We start from the raw sequence: 18,682 nt of genomic DNA, 5'->3' as shown, positions 1-18,682 counted from the left end.
CCAGCATGCTAGGTGCCGGGACCGCCATTCTGCCAAGGCACTAGGGTGGTGGACCGACTCGCCACCAGCCGAGAGGAGGACGCCGTGGCTGCCACCCCCGACGACGCACGGCTGTCCGATCCCCGGCTCGGCAAGGCCTTCCGCCTCGAGGGGCGGATGCTCGGCGGCACCCTCGGTACGGTCTGGCGCGGTGTCGACACCCGCTCCGGGGAGCCCGTGGCCGCCCGCGTGCTCGCCCCGGCCGAGGTCACCGACCGATCTGCCCTGCGCCGCACCCTGCGCGCCGGCTCGCCGCTGCGCGAGCTCCGCGACCCGCACCTCGTCGCGATCCGGGACCTGGTCGAGGAGCGGCACCGCACGGCGGTGGTCACCGACTTCATGGACGCCGGCAGCCTCGCGGAGGTGCTCCGCAGCGAGGGGCCCCTGCCCCCGAAGACGGCGGTCGCGCTGGTCGCGGGCGTGCTCTCGGGGTTGGCGGCGCTCCACGGGGCGGGCCTGGTACACGGCGCGGTGCGCGTCCAGAACGTCCTGCTGCCCTCCTACTGGCGCCGGCTCACGCCCGGTTCGGCCCGGCTCGCCGACCCGGTGCTGCCGGGCCTCGGCGGCCCCGCGGCGGCCACCCCCGCCGACGACGTGCGCGCAGCCGGGGCACTGCTGTACGAGCTGCTGACCGGCAGGGCGCCCGCCGGCGAGGGTCGGCCGGCGACGCTCGACGTGCCCCCGCGGCTGTGGAACGCCCTGGCGGGCATGCTCGCGCCCGAGCCCGCCCTCCGCCCGGGAGCCGCGGCCGCCGCGGAGGCGCTGGCCGGGCTCGTGGACTCCCTGGCGGGCCTGCGCCCGCTCGGCCCGGTGCCCGGCAGCAGGCCGGGGCGACCCGCGGCGTCCCGGGTCGGTGCGGCGCGCTACCTGCCGGCCGCCGACCTGACCGGCCCCGCGCCCCGGCTGGGCGACCCCGTGGAGCACACGATGGTGCGCCCCGACGCCGTCCCCGTGCCGGTCGCCGAGGAGGTGCCCGCCGTCGTCGCGACGCCGTGGTACCGCCGTGCGTGGGTGTGGGCGGCCGTCGTGGGCACGCTGCTGGTCGTGGCCGCCGTCGTGTGGGTCATCCTCGGACGCCCCGGGCTCTGACGCCCGCCCCCCGGCCCCGGACATGGCGAGAGCCCCCTGGAAGTATGAGTTCCAGGGGGCTCTCTGGTTGACCGGGTCGTGGTGACTACTCCGATCGACGACTCCGCGGTACCTGATTCCCGTCCGGCCTGTCACCCGGCTGGTCCGATGGGCCGAAGCCCGTCGAGAGGAATCGCTTCCCTTGGTGTCGCCAGCTGCCCCGAAGGGCTGCGTAGGAACATTTCTACGCGAGTCCCGACAGGAGCACAACCCCTAGTCAGGAACTACTTCGTTGGAATTTGTCACCCACAGGGACATCCACATGTTGCCCACAGTTCACCGGCTGTTCTCCACGGACCCGTCCACAGGACCTTGGACGGAGGGGGTCAGATGCCGAGGTCGCGGCGCAGCTTGTTGACGTGCCCGGTGGCGCGCACGTTGTACTGCGCGACGGAGATGGTGCCGTTGCCCTCGGCGTCCACGTCGACGACGAAGGTGGAGCGGATGACGCCCTCGATCTCCTTGCCGTAGAGCATCTTCGTGCCGTAGGCGCCGTAGGCGTTCATGACCGCGCGGTCCTCGTCGGCCAGCAGGGTGACGTCGAGCGTCTCCTTCTCGCGGAACGCGGCCAGCTTGGCCGGGGTGTCGGGGGAGATGCCGACCACGTCGAAGCCGGCCGAGTCGATGTCGGCGGCGTTGGCGGTGAAGTCGACGGCCTGGGTGGTGCACCCTGGGGTCATCGCCGCGGGGTAGAAGTAGACGATCACGCGGCGTCCGGCGTAGTCGGACAGGGAGACGAGGATGCCGTCGGCGTCGGGCAGGGAGAAGCTCGGGGCGGCGTCGCCCACCTTCAGTTTGGCCATGGGCGCCAGCGTAGCCAATGGCATAGGGTGGTCCCCGAACCAGTCCGTGGCGTCAGGGGAGAGGACCGAACGTGGCAGAGGGCACCCGTTCCAAGGAGCAGATCCAGGCCGAGATCGCGGCCGCGCGCGCCCGGCTGGCGAGCAACGTCGAGGGCCTGATCACCCAGGCCCACCCGAAGGCCGTCGCCGCCCGCACGGTGCAGGACGCCAAGGCCTTCGCCGCCGGCGAGTTCCAGGCCGCCAAGGCCCAGTTCGTCGCCGTCGACGGCACCCCGCGCACGACGCGCCTGGCCGCACTCGCCGTTGCCGTCCTCGGCGGAGTCGCCTTCCTCATTGTGGCCCGCTCCATCGCGCGCGGCTGACGGCGGGCCCACGCGGCGCCCCCTTCACTCATCAAATCGAGCCAAAGGTGGCCTGACTGAGGGTTTCCTGCACCCCGCCGGACTTTGTGCCATGGCAGAGTCAAGGCTTGGTAACGATGCCGGGCCCCACCTTCACGACCGCCGCCGCGCGGGTCTACGGTTGCCTCATCAGTGGCACGTCAGCGTGCCACGCCCCCACACAGAAGTGAGGTTTGATGACCAGCAAGACCAAGCGTGGAATGTTCGTGGCACTCTCCGCCGGTGCGGTCCTCGCCGTTTCCGCGTGTTCCGGTGGCGCGACCCCGGCACCCGGCGGCTCGACCGCCGGTGGTGGTACGGGTGGCGGCGCCACCGACTGTGCCGCCTTCGAGTCCTACGGTGACCTGAGCGGCAAGACGATCACCGTCTACACGTCGATCGCCAGCGACGCCGAGGCCAAGCCCCACATCGACGCCTTCATTCCCTTCGAGGAGTGCACCGGCGCCAAGGTCGAGTACGAGGGCAGCCGCGAGTTCGAGGCCCAGCTCCCCGTCCGCGTCAAGGCCGGCAACGCTCCTGACCTCGCCTACATCCCGCAGCCCGGCCTCCTCCAGACCCTGGTCAAGGAGAACGCCGACAAGGTCGTCCCGGTCGGCGAGGCCGCCACCGCGAACGTCGACAAGTACTACAAGGAGTTCTGGAAGAACGTCGGCATGGTCGACGGCAAGTACTACGGCATCCCGATCGGCGCCAACGCCAAGTCGTTCGTCTGGTACTCCCCGAAGACGTTCGCCGAGAAGGGCTACGAGATCCCCAAGACGTGGGACGAGCTCATGGCACTGACCGACAAGATCACCGCCGACATCCCGGCCGACGACACCACCAGCAAGGCCTGGTGCGCCGGCATCGAGTCCGGAGGCGCGACCGGCTGGCCGGCCACCGACTGGGTCGAGGACATGATGCTGCGCGTCGGCACGCCCGAGCAGTACGACCAGTGGGTCAACCACGAGATCCCGTTCAACGACCCGGTGGTCATCGAGGCGATCGACAAGGCCGGTTCGATCCTGAAGAACGAGCAGTACGTCAACGGTGGCCTGGGTGGCGTGACGACGATCGCGACCACGCCGTTCACCGACGCGGGCTTCCCGATCCTCGACGGCATGTGCTTCATGCACCGCCAGGCGTCCTTCTACCAGGCCAACTGGCAGACCGCCGACCCCGACGCCGACGTGAGCGAGAACGGTGACGTGTGGGCCTTCCCGCTCCCGGGCGAGAGCGCCACGCCTCCGGTGCTCGTGGGTGGCGAGTTCGCGCTCGCGTTCCGCGACGCCCCCGAGGTGGCCGCGCTGCAGGCCTACCTGACCAGCCCCGAGTGGTCCAACGCCAAGGCTGACGCCACGCCCAACGGGGGCTGGCTCTCCGCCAACAGCGAGCTCGACCCCAACAAGCTGGTCAAGCCGATCGACAAGATGAGCTACGAGCTGATCACCGCCGACGACGCCGTCGTCCGCTTCGATGGTTCCGACCTGATGCCCAGCGCCGTCGGCGCCGGTTCCTTCTGGAAGGAGATGACGGACTGGATCGCGCTCGGCAAGAGCACCCAGGACGCCGCCACCGCCATCGAGGCCTCGTGGCCCAAGCAGTGATCTGCTGAGCGACTGACACCTTCAGAAGGGGCCCCGGCTGGCCGGGGCCCCTTCCCCTGAGAAAGGAAAGGAGTACGCATGGACTGGCTGATGCAACCGGACACCACGATCGAGAAGTTCCTCGTCATGCTGTTCGCCATCGCGCTGTTCGCGCTGGTGATGGCCGCCGTGCTGGTGCTGGTCGATCGTCCGAGCCTGCCGCGTTGGGTCGCGGCCGGCGGGTACCTCGGCCCTGCGCTGCTGCTGATCGTCATGGGCCTGCTCATTCCGGCGTTCATGACGATCCGCAACTCGCTGTACAACAACAGCCTGAGCGAGTTCGTCGGGCTCGAGAACTACGTCAGCATCTTCACCCAGGACCTGTTCCTCACCGTGTTGCGGAACACCTTCCTGTGGGTGCTGCTGGTGCCGCTGCTGTCGACCGCGCTGGGCCTGGTCTACGCCGTCCTCGTCGACCGCACCCGGTTCGAGAAGTTCGCCAAGACCCTGATCTTCCTGCCCATGGCCATCTCCATGGTGGGCGCGTCGATCATCTGGAAGTTCGTCTACGAGTACAAGGCCAAGGGCGTCCCGCAGACGGGTCTGCTCAACCAGATCCTCGTGTGGATGGGTCTGGAGCCCCAGCAGTTCCTGCTGAACGCCCCGATCAACACCTTCTACCTCATCATCGTCATGGTCTGGATCCAGACCGGTTTCGCGATGACGGTGCTGTCGGCCGCCATCAAGGCGATCCCCGACGAGACGATCGAGGCCGCCAACGTGGACGGCGCCACGGGCATGCGCCTGTTCTGGCAGATCACGGTGCCCAGCGTGCGCTCGGCGATCATCGTCGTGCTGACCACGATCGCCATGGCGACGCTGAAGGCCTTCGACATCGTCCGCACGATGACCGGTGGCCAGTTCGACACCTCGATCGTGGCGAACGAGTTCTACACGCAGACGTTCGGCCGCCAGGCGCAGGGCATCGGTGCGGCGCTGGCCGTGCTGCTGTTCGTGCTGGTCATGCCCCTGATCGTCTACAACGTGCGCCAGATGCGCATCTCGGAGGGGGAGCGATGACCCAGTCGAATCCGCCGGCACCGGCCTCCGTGCCGGCCGCCGCGACCGAGAGCCGTTCGGCCGCCCACGGTCCGACGCGCAAGCTGACCCGCGCCGAGCAGCGCGCGGTCGACGCCAAGAACCGGCTGAGCTCGCCCGCGGCGTCCATCATCGCGATCGTGATCGCGATCGTGTGGACGATCCCCACGGCCGGCCTGCTGGTCACGTCGTTCCGCCCCGCCGCCGACATCCGGCGCACCGGGTGGTGGACGGTCTTCACCAACCCCGAGTTCAGCCTGGCCAACTACGAGGCCGTCCTGACCGGTTCGGGCGACCTGGTGCAGCCGTTCGTCAACACGATCGTCATCACCCTGCCCTCGGTGATCATCCCGATCATCCTGGCCCTGCTGGCGGCCTACGCGTTCGCGTGGATCGACTTCAAGGGGCGCGACTGGCTCTTCGTGGCCGTGTTCGCGCTGCAGATCGTGCCGATCCAGGTGACGCTGATCCCGCTGCTCACTCAGTACGTGCAGTTCGGGCTGGTCGGCACCTACTGGACGGTGTGGCTGTCGCACACCATCTTCGGCCTGCCGCTGGCGATCTTCCTGCTGCACAACTTCATGCGGGAGATCCCGGCGTCCCTGATCGAGGCGGCCCGCGTCGACGGTGCCGGCCACGTGCGCGTGTTCTTCCAGGTGCTCATGCCCCTGCTGGTCCCCGCGATCGCTTCGTTCGGCATCTTCCAGTTCCTGTGGGTCTGGAACGACCTGCTGGTCGGCCTCACGTTCGCCAGCTCGGACTACCGCCCGATCACGGTGATGATCGCCGAGATGGTGGGTAGCCGTGGCCAGGCCTGGCACGTGCTCTCCGCGGGTGCGTTCGTGGCCATGATCGTGCCGCTGATCGTGTTCCTGTCACTGCAGCGCTTCTTCGTGCGCGGCATGCTGGCCGGTGGCGTCAAGGGCTGACCCCTCGTCCAGTGGTGCCCCGGAGCCGTGGCTCCGGGGCACCGCTGTGTTCGGTGGCGGGTTCTGGCCGGTAGTCCGACCAGTTCCTGCCACTGGACGGCTTCAGCCGCCGCCCGTGGCCGTTCCATGGCACGTTGTGGCCGGTAGTCCGACCACTTCGTGCCACGGATCCTCGGGTGATCAGGCGTTCCTAAGGTATCGGTGTGTTCGAGCGAACTGAGGTCCCCGAGACCCTCCTGCGACGCGCATCCCGGCAGGGCGGCGTCCTGACCCGCGCCCAGGTGCTGGCCGAGATCGGCCGGACGCCGATGCGTCGCCTGTTGGGCACCGGCGCGTGGATCCAGCCAGCCAGGGGAATCATCGTGCCAGCCCCGTCCATCACCGACCAGGGCCGCCTGTGGGCGGGCGTCCTCCTCGGCGGCCCCGGGGCCGCACTCGGCGGGTGGGCCGCCCTGGCCCGCGCCCAGGTGGTGCCCGTGCCACGCCTCGTCACGACGTGGACGCCCCCGGACCGGCGGCCGGCGAACCGGCCCGGCTGGGTGTTCTCCCGCGACATCCGCGGACGCCTCGGGGACGCCCGCGGTTCACTCCCGGCGATTCGTCTGGACGACGCCCTGCTCGACATCGCCGCCGACTGCACCCTCGAGCGCTGGGTGGGGGTTCTGGCCGACACCGTCCGGGAGGGGCTCGTCCGCGTGGTCGACGTCGCCACCCGCAGCCAGGAGCGACCCCGCCTGCCGAATGCGCAGATGGTCCGCGACGTGCTGCGCGACTACGGCGGCATCGAGAGCACGCTCGAGTGGGTCTACCGGCGTGACGTCGAGCGGGCCCACGGGCTACCGGTCGGCCTGCGCCAGGTGTCGACGGTGGGGCCGTGGCGCCACGACGTCCGGTACGAGCGCTGGAGGCTTGCCGTCGAACTAGACGGACGCCACCACCTGCGGCGTGTGCTGCGCGACCTCGAGAAGGACAACGAGCACGTCATCGTGGGGATCGGGACGCTGCGCTACGGCACCGTCGATGTGCGGACGCGTCCCTGCAAGGTGGCCGATCAGGTGGCGAGGGCGTTGCGGGCCCGGGGTTGGGACGGGCACCTGAGTCGCTGTCCCCTCTGCACGCTCTGATCCGTGGCAGAAAGTGGTCGGACTACCGACCACACCGTGACATGGAACGGCCACGGGAGGCGGCTGCGGGCGTCCGGTGGCACGAAGTGGTCGGACCACCTGCCAGAACCCGCCACGGAGCGCCCGCCCCGCCCACCGTCGAGCGGGGGCCCCAGCCCAGCGGCTTGTTGTCATCGGTTGCGTCACCTCGATTTTGCATGAGGTATCCGCGGGTGTAACGTTCTTCATCGCGCGCACCGCTAGCTCAACTGGCAGAGCAGCTGACTCTTAATCAGCGGGTTCAGGGTTCGAGTCCCTGGCGGTGTACCAACCAGAAGGCCCGGAGAGCTCCTCTCCGGGCCTTCTGCCATGAGGGGGGCGGCGCTGATCTCACCCCAAGGGTGCGTCGTTGAACCACCGGGCCGACACGGTCCCGGCATCCAGGTCGAAGGTTCCGTCGTAGCAGTAGGCGAGGGGCCACGTCCCGAAGAACGACTTCTCGTTGACGAACAGCCGGTACAGCACGTCGCGCTGGTGGGGGAGGACCGCCCGTGTGATCCGCAGCTGCAGCCGCGCCTGGGCGTCGGCGTCCGACACCACGTAGCGACCCTGCACGCCACCGCCGTGGCCCTCTGTCCGAATCGACCAGTCACCCTCGCCGCGAGCACGCAGGTCCAGCGGCGGGTCGAACACGACCTCTGTGGTGCGGACGCGGATCCGCTCCAGAGCGTCCCCGGCGAACAGGTGGGTGACCTCGCCCTCGGTCACGGTGTCGCGATCGGCGTCCGTCATCGCGTGCCGCAGCTCCGTGACGTCGGCCGGGAAGACCTCCAGGATGTCGGTCTCGGGCACGAACTTCACGAAGCTCCGGGGCTGTCCTTGGGCCACCAGCGGAACCGGGATTCCCCCCAACTGGAGCGGGTGACCGTCCACCGTGACCTCCATGCGGCCGCTCAGCCGCACGAAGTCGAAGTCGTGCAGCACGAAGTGCGGGAACATCACCGGTGTCCGGGCGGACGCCCCCACCGGGGCCAGCAGCTGGGTGGGCAGGCTCGGCAGGGGGCTGTTCTCGTGGAAGGCGCCCTCGATTCGCCGCCCGGACGTGTCCGTGACCGCGAACACGATGTGGATGTTCCCGCGTTCGTCCCGCTCGAGGGTGGCCTCGAGGTCGGAGTTCTGGAGCGCGAGGCTCGTCACCGGGGCCACCCGGATCGTCAACGGCACCACGACCGCGCGCGTCCCGGTGGCGGTGCGCTGGTAGGTCGCCGGGTCGAGGTGGTCGTCGGGCAGTGGCCGCACCAGCTCGAGGCCGGCCCAGCCGACCAGCAGCCGCCGCCCAGCACCGCCACGGAGCGCTTCAGCAGCGTCGAGAGCTTCATCACAGGTCCTCCTTCGGCATCAGGTTCTCGCCGGTGAGCTGGCGTGCCATCGTGTCGAGCACGCGCAGGCAGGCGGCCACGTCGGCGTCCGTGGTGCCGGCGAACAGCCGGTCGAGCACCTGCTCGCCCTGGCCGGCGTGCGCGGCGAAGTAGGCATGCGCGGACGCCGTCAGGGCGATGCGGCGTGCGCGCCGGTCGTCGGGGGAGGGGGTGAGCTCCACGAACCCGGCGGACGCCAGCGCCGCGACCAGCTTGCTGACGTTCTGATGGGTCGTGCCCAGGGCGTCCGCGACCACCGCGGTGGACGCCACCGGCTGTGGCAGGTGCGCGATCACCGTCAGTGCCAGCCACTGCTTCAGGGTCAGGTCGGGCAGCTCGCCGTCGAAGGTGGTCTGCATGCGGTTGGCCAGCAACAGCACCCCGGCGAACACGGACTGACGGTTGGTCGGTCCCATCACCCCTCCTCAATATGTAACTAGTTACATACTAGGACGACCGGCGGAGGGCCGCAGGGAATCGGGAACGCCGCGGCCCCTGATCCCTCCCGGAGGAATCAGGGGCCGGTGGTCGGGGCCGAGCGCCCAGTCGGGCTCAGCGGCGGACGAACGCGAACCGCTCGGCGCGCAGTCCCTCGTGCTGCTCGGCGGCCCGGGCCAGCGGCTCGAGGGTGCGGCCCAGGGCCAGCTCGAGCAGGTGGTCGGCCAGGGCTGGGTTGCGGGCCAGCACCGGCCCGTGCGGGTAGGTGCCGATCACCCGACCGGACGCCGACACGGCCCCCTCGGTCCCGTCGCCGTTGTTGCCCACCCCGACCTCGACGCGGGCCAGCGGCGTGGCGTCCGGGCCCAGGAAGGTGTGGCCGCCGTGGTTCTCGAAGCCGGTCAGCACGTAGTCGGAGCCGTCGGGGCGCGTCCAGTGGGTCAGGACCTCGCCGACGGCGCGGGAGGCCCCGCGGCGTGTCGTCACGTCGAGGACGCCCAGTCCCTCGCGGACCTCCTCCTCGGCCCCGCCGATGGTGAAGGTGTGCCCGCAGATCTGGTAGCCGGCGCACACGGCGAACAGGACGGCGCCGGCGTCCAGCGCCCGGAACAGGCCGCCGTCGGCCCGCAGCTCGCGCACCGCGGTGGTCTGGGCGGCGTCCTCGCCGCCGCCGAGCAGGTAGATCGCGCCGTCCTCGGGCAGGGGGGTGCCGGGCTCGGCGAAGACCACCTCGGCGTCGATGCCGCGCCAGCGTGCGCGCTGCTGCAGGACGCGGGAGTTGCCCTGGTCGCCGTAGATGCCGAGCAGGGACTGGTAGACGACGACGATCTTCACGGGCGTGGGGTTCATCGCAGGCCTGCCATCTTCAGGAGCTTCTGGAACGGGGTGTAGGTCGAGATCAGGTCGACCGGCTGGGGGGCGTCCGTGACCGCGCGCAGCGCGTCGGCCAGGTCGAGGACGACCGTGTGGGAGACCTCCGCGTACTCCAGGCGCACGGCCAGGTCGTACGCGCGGGGGCCGGTGCAGACGACGTGCTTGCCGGCCAGCTGCTCGAAGTCGACGTCCCACAGCCAGCTGACGTCCTTGCCGTCGGCGGCGACCGCGTCGATCGCCAGCACCACGGTCGGGGTCGACAGCAGGGCCAGCGACTCGGCCCAGCCCGCGGGGTTCTTGCTCAGGATCAGCCGCGCCGACACGTCGCCGAACGTGGCCACCGAGAACCGGCCCGCGGGGGCCTCGACGGTGCGGAAGCCGCGCAGGGCGTCCTCGACGCCGACGCCCATCTCGACCGCCGCCGCGAGGGCGCAGGCCGCGTTCGAGACGTTGAACGAGCCGGGCACCTTGAGCTGCGGGTCGACCACACGGCCGTCGGGCAGCGCGATCAGGCCGTCGCGGACCTGGTAGTCGGGGGAGTGCTCGGTCAGCGGGCAGGAGGGGCAGTCCCAGCGGCCCTGTGGCTCGTCGGGGTTGGGGTCGACGCGCTCGAGGATGCCGCCGCAGGCGGGGCACAGCACGGCGTCGGCGGACCACTTCGAGGGGGTGTCGACCCAGATGACGCGGCGGGCCTTCTCGACGGCCCAGGTGATGAGCGGGTCGTCGGAGTTCGCGACGACGACCGGGCCGGCCTCGCCCGCGCGCTCGAGCGCCTCGCGCCAGGAGCGGGCGAGGAACTTGATCTCGTGGTTGCGGTCGAGCTGGTCGCGGCTGAAGTTGAGCATGACCAGCACCTCGGGGCGTCCGGCGGCGATCAGGTCGGCCACGACGCGCTCGTCGGTCTCGAGGACCGCCAGGTCGGCCTTCGGCGCCTTCGCCAGCGCCGAGGCGATGCCGTAGTGCAGGTTCGCCCCGTCGGCGTTGGTCACCAGCCTCGCGGCGTCGGTTCCGAGCCCGGCCCGGATCGCGGCGGCCAGCAGGTGCGAGGTCGTCGTCTTGCCATTCGTGCCGGTCACCGAGGCGATGCGGCGTCCCTTGACGAGGGTGCCGAACGCGCCGGGGTGCACCCGCGTCAGCACCTGCCCGCGGATCGACGCCCCCGAGCCCTTTCCCAGCACGCGGGACGCGAGCGCGGCGGCGTCCCCCAGCACCGTGCCCGCGCCCAGCCGCACGCGGTCGGTCAACGGACGTCGTGCGGGCGCGGCCCGCTTCGTCAGTTCATTCGGCACCCGCTCATTGTGCCAGCACGGCGTGTGGTGAAATGTCCCCACACGACGGGGGAGGTGGCATGCGACCTGAGCGGACCACGATCGACCTGGGCTGGGGGCCCGTCTCCTACCTGGCGTGGCAGCCGGACGCCGCGGGCCAGGCCCCGGCGGTGGTGCTGCTGCACGGGGGCGGGGCGGACAACGCCTGGCTGTCCTGGGGCGGCCTCGGTGCCGCCCTCGCGAACGCCGGACACCGCGTGTACGCCCCCGACCACCCCGGCTACGGCGAGAGCCCGCTGCCGCCGTGGCCCCACACCCAGGAGCGGCTCGTCGCCTACGTCGGTGAGTTCGTGGACGCCCTCGGCCTCGACCGCGTCACCCTCGGTGGGCTCTCGCTGGGCGGGGGCATGGCGCTGGGGTTCACCCTCGACCACCCCGAGCGGGTTCGCGGGCTGATGCTGTTCGGCTCCTACGGGCTGGCCGACCACCAGTACGGAGGCCTCGCCGCGATGCCGGCGCAGGCGCTGTCGTGGGTCGCGGTGCGCACCGGGGCGATGGGCCGGATCATGCGCCGGTCGGCGCGGAACCGCACCCTGATGCGGGCCAGCCTGCGCAGCATCGTGCGCAACCCGGCCGAGTGCACCCCCGAACTGTTCGACGCGGTCATGGCCGAGGTGGCCCGGCCGGACGCGTTCACCGCGTTCGAGCAGTGGCAGCGCGACCAGATCCTGCCGGACCGGCTGCGCACCAACTACGCGCCGCGCCTCGGCGAGGTCCGGACGCCGACGCTCGTGGTCCACGGGACCCACGACTCCGGCGTCCCGGTGGCCTATGCCAAGGCGGCGGCGAAGGCCCTGCCCGACGCCACCCTGCTCGTGGTCGACGGCGCCGGGCACTGGGTGCAGCGCGACCGGCCGGAACGGGTGACCCCGGCCGTCCGCGAGTTCCTCAGGCGAGTCCCTGGGCGGTGAGCCAGTCGCGGGCGATGTCGGCCGAGCGTGCCTGCTCGTCGACGCTGCGCGCGTTGAGCTGCTGCAGCTCGGACGCCGTGAGCTTGGCGTTGACCGCCTCGATTGCGGCCGCCGCGGCGGCGTCCACCTTCTCCGACACCAGCGGCACGACGTTCTGCGGCAGGATCAGGCCCTCGGGGTCCTCCAGGACGACGAAGCCCTCCTTGGCGATGGCGGGGTCGGCCGTGTAGAGGTCGGCGACCTGCACGGTGCCGTCCTTGAGCGCGCGCACGGTCAGCGGGCCGCCCGAGTCCTCGACCGGAACCAGCTCGATGTCGACGCCGTAGGTCGCCTTCGCGCCCTCGGGGCCATAGGGACGGGTGGCGAACTCGCTGTTGGCGGCCAGCTTCACCGGCTGCGGCGCCTTGGCCAGGTCGGCGATCGAGGCCAGACCGTGCTCGTCGGCGAAGGCCTTCGTGACCGTGTACGAGTCCTGGTCGGACGCGTCGGCCGCGGCCAGCACCCGCAGCCCGTCCGGCAGGGCGGAGGCCAGCGCCGCAGTGACGCTGGCGGCGTCGGAGACCTGGGTTTCCTTGTCGTAGTACTGCAGCAGGTTGCCGGAGTACTCGGGCAGCACGTCGATCTTCGCGGCCTCGAGCTCGGGCAGGTACACCTCGCGCTGGCCGATCTGGAACTGCCGCTCGACGGTGTAGCCGGCCTTCTCGAGGGCCTGGGCGTACAGCTCGGCGATGATCTCGTTGGAGTAGTACTGCTGCGAGCCGACGACGAGCGTGCCGCCGCCCGCCGCGGTCGTGCCGGGCGCTGCGGTGCCGGGGGCGGGTGCCGAGGACTGCAGGGGGTCGGAGGTGGAGCAGCCGGCGAGCACGCCGAGGCCGCCGAGGGCGGCGAGGCCGACGAGGCGGCGGCGGGTGAGCGGGGACATGGCGGGTTCCTTTCGTGGGGGTCAGGGGTGCCGGACGCCGGCGGGCGTGGCGGCGCGCTGGAGGACGGCGAAGGCGAGGTCGCACACCAGCGCGAGTGCGACGACGAGCAGGGACGCGGCGAGCATCTGGGGGTAGTCCTGGGTCTTCAGGCCGAGGAACAGGTAGCGGCCCAGGCCGCCGGCGCCCACGTAGGCGGCCAGCGTCGCGGTGGCGATCACCTGGAGGAACGCCGACCGGACGCCGCCCACGAGCAGGGGCATGCCGAGGGGGATCTCGACGCGGGTGAGCACCTGGGCCTCGGTCATCCCGGACGCCCGCGCGCCGTCCACAGCGAGCGGGTCGACCGCCTCGACGCCGGAGTAGGCGCCGGCGAGCACCGACGGCAGGGCGAGCACGACGAAGGCGACCATCGGGCCGACCAGGCCGATGCCGAGCAGGATGCCCAGCAGCGTGACCAGGCCCAGCGTCGGCAGGGCGCGGGCGGCGCCGGACAGGCCGACCGCGAGCCCGCGGCCGCGGCGGGTGTGGCCCACCCACCAGCCGGCGGGGATGCCGACGAGGCACGCGATGAGCACGCCGACGACGGAGTAGCCGAAGTGCTCGGCCAGGCGGGTGCCGATGCCGTCGGGGCCGGGCCAGCGGGCCGGGTCGGCGATCCAGGCGAGGGCGTCCACGAGGTACCTCATGCGCCGGCCGCCTTCGTCGCGAGGTCGGCGACCGGCCGCGGGCCGCGGCGGGTCCAGGGCAGCAGGACGCGGCCCCCGAGCACGAGCAGGGCGTCGAGCACGAGCGCGAGCACGACGGTGGCGACGATGCCGGTCAGGACCGAGGCGATGATGCCGCGCTGGAAGCCGTCGGTGAACAGCATCCCCAGGCTGGGGATGCCGAGCACGGCGCCCACCGTGACCAGCGAGACCGTGCTGACGGCCACCACCCGCAGGCCGGCCAGCAGGGCGGGGCCGGCGAGCGGCAGGTCGACGGCGAGGAAGCGCCGGACGGCCGGGTAGCCCATGGCGTCGGCGGCGTCGAGGGCCCGCGGGTCGACCTGGCGGAGGGCGTCCGCGGCCACCGGGACGAGCAGGGCCAGCCCGTACAGCGTCAACGCGATGATGATGTTGAGCGGGTCGCGGATGCCGGTGCCGATCACCACCGGGAGCACGACGAACAACGGCAGGGACGGGATCGCGTAGAACAGCCCGGCGCCGGTGAGCAGCGGCGTCCGGAGCCAGCGCACCCGGTTGGCCAGCCAGCCCAGCGGCACCGCGAGCAGCAGGCTGAGCACGATCGGCGGGAGCGCCAGCACCAGGTGGCTGACGGTGTGGCGCCCGACGACGTCGAGGTTGGCCAGGACCCAGTTCACGGGCCGGGCTCCGTCGCCCCGGGCGGGGTCCGGCGCAGGACCCCGGCCGCGCGGCCGTGGGCGTCGACGAGGACGCCGTCACGTTCGGTCAGCTCGCGTTCGCCCCGTTCGAGGCCGAGGAAGCCGGACACGAAGGGGGAGGCCGGATTCGCCAACAACTCGGGGCCGGTGCCGCGCTGGGCGACCTTGCCGCCCTGCGCGAGCAGGATGACCTGGTCACCCAGGCGCAGGGCCTCGTCGACGTCGTGGGTGACGAACACGATGGTCTTGGCCAGCGTCGACTGGATCCGCAGCAGCTCGTCCTGCAGCTCGCGCCGCACGAGGGGGTCGACGGCGCCGAACGGCTCGTCCATGAGCAGGATGTTGGGGTCGGCCGCCAGGCCGCGGGCGACGCCCACCCGCTGCTGCTGGCCGCCCGACAGCTGGCTGGGGTAGCGGCGTCCGAGCTTCTCCTCCAGCCCCACCAGACCCATCAGCTCCCGGGCGCGGGCGTGGGCGTCCGCCTTCGCCGTGCCGTTGAGCAGCGGGACGGTGGCGATGTTGTCCAGCACCGTGCGGTGGGGGAGCAGCCCGCCGTTCTGCATGACGTAGCCGATGCTGCGGCGCAGCCGGACCGGGTCGCGCGTGGCGATGTCGGTCCCGTCGATGGTGATGGTGCCGGAGGTCGGGTCGACCATCCGGTTCACCATGCGCAGGATCGTCGTCTTGCCGCTGCCCGAGCTGCCCAGCAACACCGTCGTGCGGTGCGGCGGGAACTGCGCGCTGAAGTCGTCGACCGCGACGGTCCCGTCGGGGTACCGCTTCGTGATGCCGGTCAGCTCGATCATGGGGTCGCCCTCGCTGCTCGCTGCCGCAGTCAGTCGACCACGCCTGGGCCACCCACCCTAGCGTCCGCCCGCTCAGGGCCGGACGTCACGGTCCCAGACCCGGACGCCGCCGCAGGCCTCCCAGAACGCCTTCACCGAGGACTCCTCGACGGCCACGACCCCGTCGGATCCCACCGCCTCGGCCAGTCCGGCCGCCTCCAACAGCGCGGCCGCGTCGGCGTGGTCCATGGGCCGGCCGCCGACCTCGAGGCCGACCGAGGGGCCGATGAGGTCCACCAGGGCCCCGCCCTTCTCGAACCCGGCGACGATGTGGTCCTGCTCGACGGGGGTCTGGCTGTCCCAGAACAGCTTCGCCTGGCTGTAGTGGTCGGCGAACGACTCCGCACGGATGCGGCGCTTGGGGCCGACGTCGCCGTCGGGGTGGGTCGCGAAGCCGCCCGCGGTGTCGGCGCGCGGGCCACGCTCGGCGCCGGTGAACGAGTTGGGCTCGTAGTTGGCGCGCCCCTCCTGCAGCGTGCCCTGCATGTGCCCGTCCCGCTGGAAGTGCGCGACCGGGCAGTGCGGGGCGTTGACCGGCAGCTGGCTGAAGTTGGTCGAGCCGAGGCGCTTGAGCTGGGTGTCGAGGTAGCTGAAGTTGCGGCCCTGCAGGAGCGGGTCGTCGCTGAAGTCGATGCCGGGCACGATGTTCTGCGTCATGAACGCCACCTGCTCGGTCTCGGCGAACACGTTGGTGACCACGCGGTCGAGCGTGAGGCGGCCCACGACGCGGACGGGGACCAGCTCCTCGGGGATGAGCTTGGTGGGGTCGAGCACGTCGAAGTCGAAGCTGTCGGCGAAGGCGTCGTCGAAGACCTGGACGCCGAGGTCCCACTGCGGGAAGTCGCCGGCCTCGATCGCGCCGTACAGGTCGCGGCGGTGGAAGTCGGGGTCGGCGCCATTGATGGTGACCGCCTCGTCCCCCCACTCTGGCCACCCGCGTCCCGGGACGCGCCACCCCCACGGGTGACCGGGTCGCCGTACGATCGGACCATGGCCGACCTGCCCGTCCTCGACGCCCTCGACCAGCGCATCCTCGGGGCCCTGCTGGAGAAGCAGCGCACGGTGCCGGCGTCCTACCCGCTGTCGCTGAACGCCCTGCGCTCGGCGTGCAACCAGACCACGAGCCGCGATCCGGTCACCCACCACGAGGAGGCCGAGCTCGAGGAGCGCTGCCGCGAGCTCAAGCGCCGCGACCTGCTGCGCGTCGTGTGGGCGGGCAAGGGCTCGCGGGTGCTGAAGCACCACCAGCTGCTGGAGGAGTCGCTCGGCCTCGACGACGAGGGCGTGGCCCTGCTGACCGTGCTGCTGCTGCGCGGCGAGCAGACCGCCGGCGAGCTGCGCACCCGGACCGAGCGCCTGCACCCCTTCGCCGACAAGGAGGCCGCCGAGGCCGCCCTGCGTCGGCTGGCGGCCGCGGACCCGCCCCTGGTGCGCGAGCTGGACCGGCGTCCGGGTGAGAAGGACCGGCGCTGGGTGCACCTGCTGGGCCCCGTGGTCCCGGACGCCGGGCCGGGCCCCGCGGTCGACCGCGAGTCGGTGCTGGCCGGGGGAGCGCAGGCGCGGGACGCCAAGGTCGTGGCCGCCTACGACACGATCGCCGAGACCTACGCCGCCGACCCGTCCTCGGAGGTGCGGCACCCCTTCGATACGTGGCTGCTCGACGAGGTGCCCGGCCTGGCCGAGGACCACCCGGTCGCCGACCTGGGCTGCGGGCCCGGCCACGTCACCGCGCGGCTCGCCGAGGGCGGGGCGCAGGTCGTCGGGTTCGACCCGTCGCCGGCGATGGTCGCCGCCGCCCGGGCCGCCCACCCCGGGCTCGAGGTGCAGCAGGCCAGCCTCGCGCAGTTCCTGCGGCCGCGCACGGCGGAGGCCTGGGGGGTTGTGGTCGCGTGGTTCTCGCTGATCCACCTCGCGGCGTCCGAGCTGCCCGGCGCGCTGGCCACCCTGGCCCGCACGGTGCGGGTGGGGGGCTGGGTGCTGGTCGCCCTGCACGAGGGGCAGGGGATCGTCCACGGCGATGAGTGGCTGGGCCACGCCGTCGACCTCGACGTCGTGCTGCACGACCGCGCGCAGGTGGTCACCGCCGCCGAGGCCGCGGGGCTCACCGTGCTGGAGTCCTACTCGCGCGGCGCACTGCGGCCGCCGCACGGGTCGGAGCGGTTCGACCGGCTCTACGTGCTGGCCCGCCGGGACGCCTGAGCCCGGACATGATGACGGTCGAGACGGCTCAGACTTTTCTCACGGCCTCCGAGGTGGACGCGCTCGTCGGTGACCATCTGGCCCACGCGGTCGAGTCGATCATCCGGTCCTGCTCGAGCAGGGCGTGACCATCGCCGCGCGCACCCGTTCCATGTCGTGACGTGGGCGACCGACGCGCTCGACGAGGTGCGTCGGCAAAGTGAGGCACCTCGGTTGCTTGCATGCGCGATGCGATCCAATTAGTGTGGAAAGATTCCTTCCGCGAGAGGTCCGCCGATGTATCCTCCACGAAGCATTCGACGCTTTTTGCTCGCCGCAGCGGCTCCCGTCCTGGCCGTGGCTCTGCTCGCCGGATGCGGCGGAGGTGCCGCCGAGACCACGAATGACGCCGATCCTGTCACCGAATCGACCTCCGAGCAGATCGACACTCAAGGCTCGGGCGACTCCGCGGACTCCAGTGATGCGACGCGGGTGTGCGAGGCGCTGACCGCGGTGGATCCGGATACCGTCTTCGCCGGACTCACCTTCGGCGAGCCCGAGCCGTCCTCATACCAGGTCAGGTGCAAGCTTCCGGTGACGAACGCCGAGTACGGAGCCCTGCACGCGGCGTTTGAACCGGGTGCTTTGAACCACGACGCACTCAAGCGGGATCACAGCGACAACGCGGAGATGTACCGGGAGGTCACGGGTCTGGGTGACGAGGCCTTCATCCTGAACGACACCCAGCTCCAGGTGCGCGAGGGCCAGGACGCGTGGACGGTAGCTCTCGAGGCGTTCGTCGCCTCCAGCGGACCCTCACTGCCCAGTCCGGAAGCGATAGAAGCGGGTCTGACCGAGATCGCCCGCTCGCTTCTCGACGAGTGACCGGACCCGGGGGCGAGAGAGAGCCTCGATGGCTCACTGAAGTTGCTCTCCAACGCAGCCGACGTCTACCGAGCCACGCTGACGCGCTGAGCTGGGCGGCCCAAGCACGAAAAGAGGGCCAGGCTGAACCCCCGACCAAGGGCGGCACCTTGGTCGAAAGTTCAAACCTGACCCGTTTGGGGTGAGTAACGGGACTTGAACCCGCGACATCCTGGACCACAACCAGGTGCTCTACCAGCTGAGCTATACCCACCATTGCTGCGAACAGCGAAGGACATCATAACCCGTCGGCGCGCGGTTCGCGAATCCGCGACGACACTCACACATAGTCCCCGCGTAGCAGGGTGCTGTGCCTCACAGACTTTCCCCGCGTGAGGGGGTGGGGCCGGCCACGATGGGGTGTGCGGCTTGAGGAGAAGTTGTCGATGAAGGCCAG

At 71.3% G+C, this 18,682-nt stretch carries 19 protein-coding genes, 2 tRNA genes and 1 pseudogene; 10 read left to right on the top strand and 12 right to left on the bottom strand.

Going from position 1 to position 18,682, the window contains the following annotated elements; genetic code table 11:
* The first annotated feature begins 48 nt into the window (after window positions 1-48).
* The gene (locus tag H5397_RS12660) at window positions 49-1,128 is read left to right on the top strand and encodes a protein kinase (RefSeq protein ID WP_182817864.1); all 1,080 of its coding nucleotides are present in this window, start codon (window positions 49-51) and stop codon (window positions 1,126-1,128) included.
* 365 nt (window positions 1,129-1,493) lie between these two features.
* Here the strand turns inward: H5397_RS12660 and bcp are convergent, their stop codons facing one another.
* Window positions 1,494-1,970 carry a thioredoxin-dependent thiol peroxidase gene (bcp, locus tag H5397_RS12655; protein ID WP_182817863.1) on the bottom strand — a complete coding sequence of 159 codons (477 nt, stop codon included), beginning with the start codon at window positions 1,968-1,970 and terminating at the stop codon, window positions 1,494-1,496.
* Between the two features lie 71 nt (window positions 1,971-2,041).
* On the opposite strand from bcp, the gene H5397_RS12650 reads away from it, so the two are divergent.
* From H5397_RS12650 to H5397_RS12625, 6 genes are all read left to right on the top strand, one after another.
* Window positions 2,042-2,332 (top strand): DUF3618 domain-containing protein, encoded by a 291-nt coding sequence (locus H5397_RS12650; protein ID WP_182817862.1) that lies wholly within the window; start codon window positions 2,042-2,044, stop codon window positions 2,330-2,332.
* Window positions 2,333-2,547: 215 nt separating this feature from the next.
* On the top strand, window positions 2,548-3,957 hold the full coding sequence (locus H5397_RS12645; protein WP_182817861.1) for an ABC transporter substrate-binding protein: 1,410 nt from the start codon (window positions 2,548-2,550) through the stop codon (window positions 3,955-3,957).
* A gap of 78 nt (window positions 3,958-4,035) precedes the next feature.
* A complete protein-coding gene (locus H5397_RS12640; protein ID WP_182817859.1) occupies window positions 4,036-5,016 on the top strand; it encodes a carbohydrate ABC transporter permease in 981 nt (326 codons plus the stop codon).
* A complete protein-coding gene (locus H5397_RS12635; protein WP_182817858.1) occupies window positions 5,013-5,963 on the top strand; it encodes a carbohydrate ABC transporter permease in 951 nt (316 codons plus the stop codon). The genes H5397_RS12640 and H5397_RS12635 overlap by 4 nt, the downstream gene beginning before the upstream one ends.
* 203 nt (window positions 5,964-6,166) lie before the next feature.
* Entirely contained in the window at window positions 6,167-7,087 is a 921-nt protein-coding gene (locus H5397_RS12630; protein ID WP_182817856.1) for a hypothetical protein, read from the top strand.
* 233 nt (window positions 7,088-7,320) lie between these two features.
* Window positions 7,321-7,396: transfer RNA gene (locus tag H5397_RS12625), tRNA-Lys, on the top strand.
* Between the two features lie 60 nt (window positions 7,397-7,456).
* On the opposite strand, the gene H5397_RS12620 is transcribed toward H5397_RS12625, so the two are convergent.
* The 4 genes from H5397_RS12620 to H5397_RS12605 all read right to left on the bottom strand — a co-directional run bounded on the left by H5397_RS12620 (window position 7,457) and on the right by H5397_RS12605 (window position 10,931).
* Window positions 7,457-8,365, bottom strand: a complete 909-nt coding sequence (locus tag H5397_RS12620) for a hypothetical protein (protein WP_182817855.1) — start codon at window positions 8,363-8,365, stop codon at window positions 7,457-7,459.
* Between the two features lie 79 nt (window positions 8,366-8,444).
* Entirely contained in the window at window positions 8,445-8,900 is a 456-nt protein-coding gene (locus H5397_RS12615) for a MarR family winged helix-turn-helix transcriptional regulator (RefSeq protein ID WP_182817853.1), read from the bottom strand.
* Between the two features lie 136 nt (window positions 8,901-9,036).
* Complete coding sequence (locus H5397_RS12610; RefSeq protein WP_182817852.1) at window positions 9,037-9,771, bottom strand: type 1 glutamine amidotransferase; 735 nt, start codon at window positions 9,769-9,771, stop codon at window positions 9,037-9,039.
* Window positions 9,768-10,931 (bottom strand): MurT ligase domain-containing protein, encoded by a 1,164-nt coding sequence (locus tag H5397_RS12605; protein ID WP_255438896.1) that lies wholly within the window; start codon window positions 10,929-10,931, stop codon window positions 9,768-9,770. Before H5397_RS12605 ends, H5397_RS12610 begins: the two co-directional genes overlap by 4 nt.
* 212 nt (window positions 10,932-11,143) lie before the next feature.
* On the opposite strand from H5397_RS12605, the gene H5397_RS12600 reads away from it, so the two are divergent.
* Window positions 11,144-12,034: an alpha/beta fold hydrolase gene (locus H5397_RS12600; RefSeq protein WP_182817849.1), complete on the top strand. Its 891-nt coding sequence runs from the start codon at window positions 11,144-11,146 to the stop codon at window positions 12,032-12,034.
* On the opposite strand, the gene H5397_RS12595 is transcribed toward H5397_RS12600, so the two are convergent.
* The 6 genes and pseudogenes from H5397_RS12595 to H5397_RS19175 form a co-directional block, all read right to left on the bottom strand.
* Window positions 12,012-12,956, bottom strand: coding sequence for an ABC transporter substrate-binding protein (locus H5397_RS12595; protein WP_182817848.1), 945 nt, complete (start codon window positions 12,954-12,956; stop codon window positions 12,012-12,014). The genes H5397_RS12600 and H5397_RS12595 overlap by 23 nt on opposite strands.
* Before the next feature lie 21 nt (window positions 12,957-12,977).
* Window positions 12,978-13,643 carry an ABC transporter permease gene (locus H5397_RS12590; protein ID WP_182817847.1) on the bottom strand — a complete coding sequence of 222 codons (666 nt, stop codon included), beginning with the start codon at window positions 13,641-13,643 and terminating at the stop codon, window positions 12,978-12,980.
* The gene (locus H5397_RS12585) at window positions 13,640-14,317 is read right to left on the bottom strand and encodes an ABC transporter permease (RefSeq protein ID WP_182817845.1); all 678 of its coding nucleotides are present in this window, start codon (window positions 14,315-14,317) and stop codon (window positions 13,640-13,642) included. The genes H5397_RS12590 and H5397_RS12585 overlap by 4 nt, the downstream gene beginning before the upstream one ends.
* A complete protein-coding gene (locus H5397_RS12580) occupies window positions 14,314-15,144 on the bottom strand; it encodes an ABC transporter ATP-binding protein (protein ID WP_182817844.1) in 831 nt (276 codons plus the stop codon). Before H5397_RS12580 ends, H5397_RS12585 begins: the two co-directional genes overlap by 4 nt.
* Window positions 15,145-15,216: 72 nt before the next feature.
* A complete protein-coding gene (locus H5397_RS19180) occupies window positions 15,217-15,534 on the bottom strand; it encodes a catalase-related domain-containing protein (RefSeq protein WP_375539449.1) in 318 nt (105 codons plus the stop codon).
* Window positions 15,535-15,618: 84 nt separating this feature from the next.
* Window positions 15,619-16,101 (bottom strand): annotated as a pseudogene (locus H5397_RS19175) (catalase); the annotation flags it as partial.
* Window positions 16,102-16,173: 72 nt separating this feature from the next.
* Between H5397_RS19175 and H5397_RS12570 the strand changes: the two are divergent.
* Both H5397_RS12570 and H5397_RS12565 read left to right on the top strand, forming a co-directional pair.
* Window positions 16,174-17,382: a DUF480 domain-containing protein gene (locus H5397_RS12570; protein WP_182817842.1), complete on the top strand. Its 1,209-nt coding sequence runs from the start codon at window positions 16,174-16,176 to the stop codon at window positions 17,380-17,382.
* A gap of 336 nt (window positions 17,383-17,718) precedes the next feature.
* A complete protein-coding gene (locus H5397_RS12565; RefSeq protein ID WP_182817841.1) occupies window positions 17,719-18,246 on the top strand; it encodes a hypothetical protein in 528 nt (175 codons plus the stop codon).
* A 177-nt stretch (window positions 18,247-18,423) separates the two neighbouring features.
* Here H5397_RS12565 and H5397_RS12560 read toward each other — a convergent pair.
* Window positions 18,424-18,499: transfer RNA gene (locus H5397_RS12560), tRNA-His, on the bottom strand.
* Window positions 18,500-18,682 lie beyond the last annotated feature (183 nt).

The sequence above is a fragment of the Propioniciclava sp. MC1683 genome (assembly GCF_014164675.1).
In the GTDB taxonomy this organism is placed as follows: Bacteria; Actinomycetota; Actinomycetes; order Propionibacteriales; family Propionibacteriaceae; genus Propioniciclava.
Note: the sequence above shows the minus strand (reverse complement) of the source record. Positions and strands in the feature narration are given on the sequence as shown.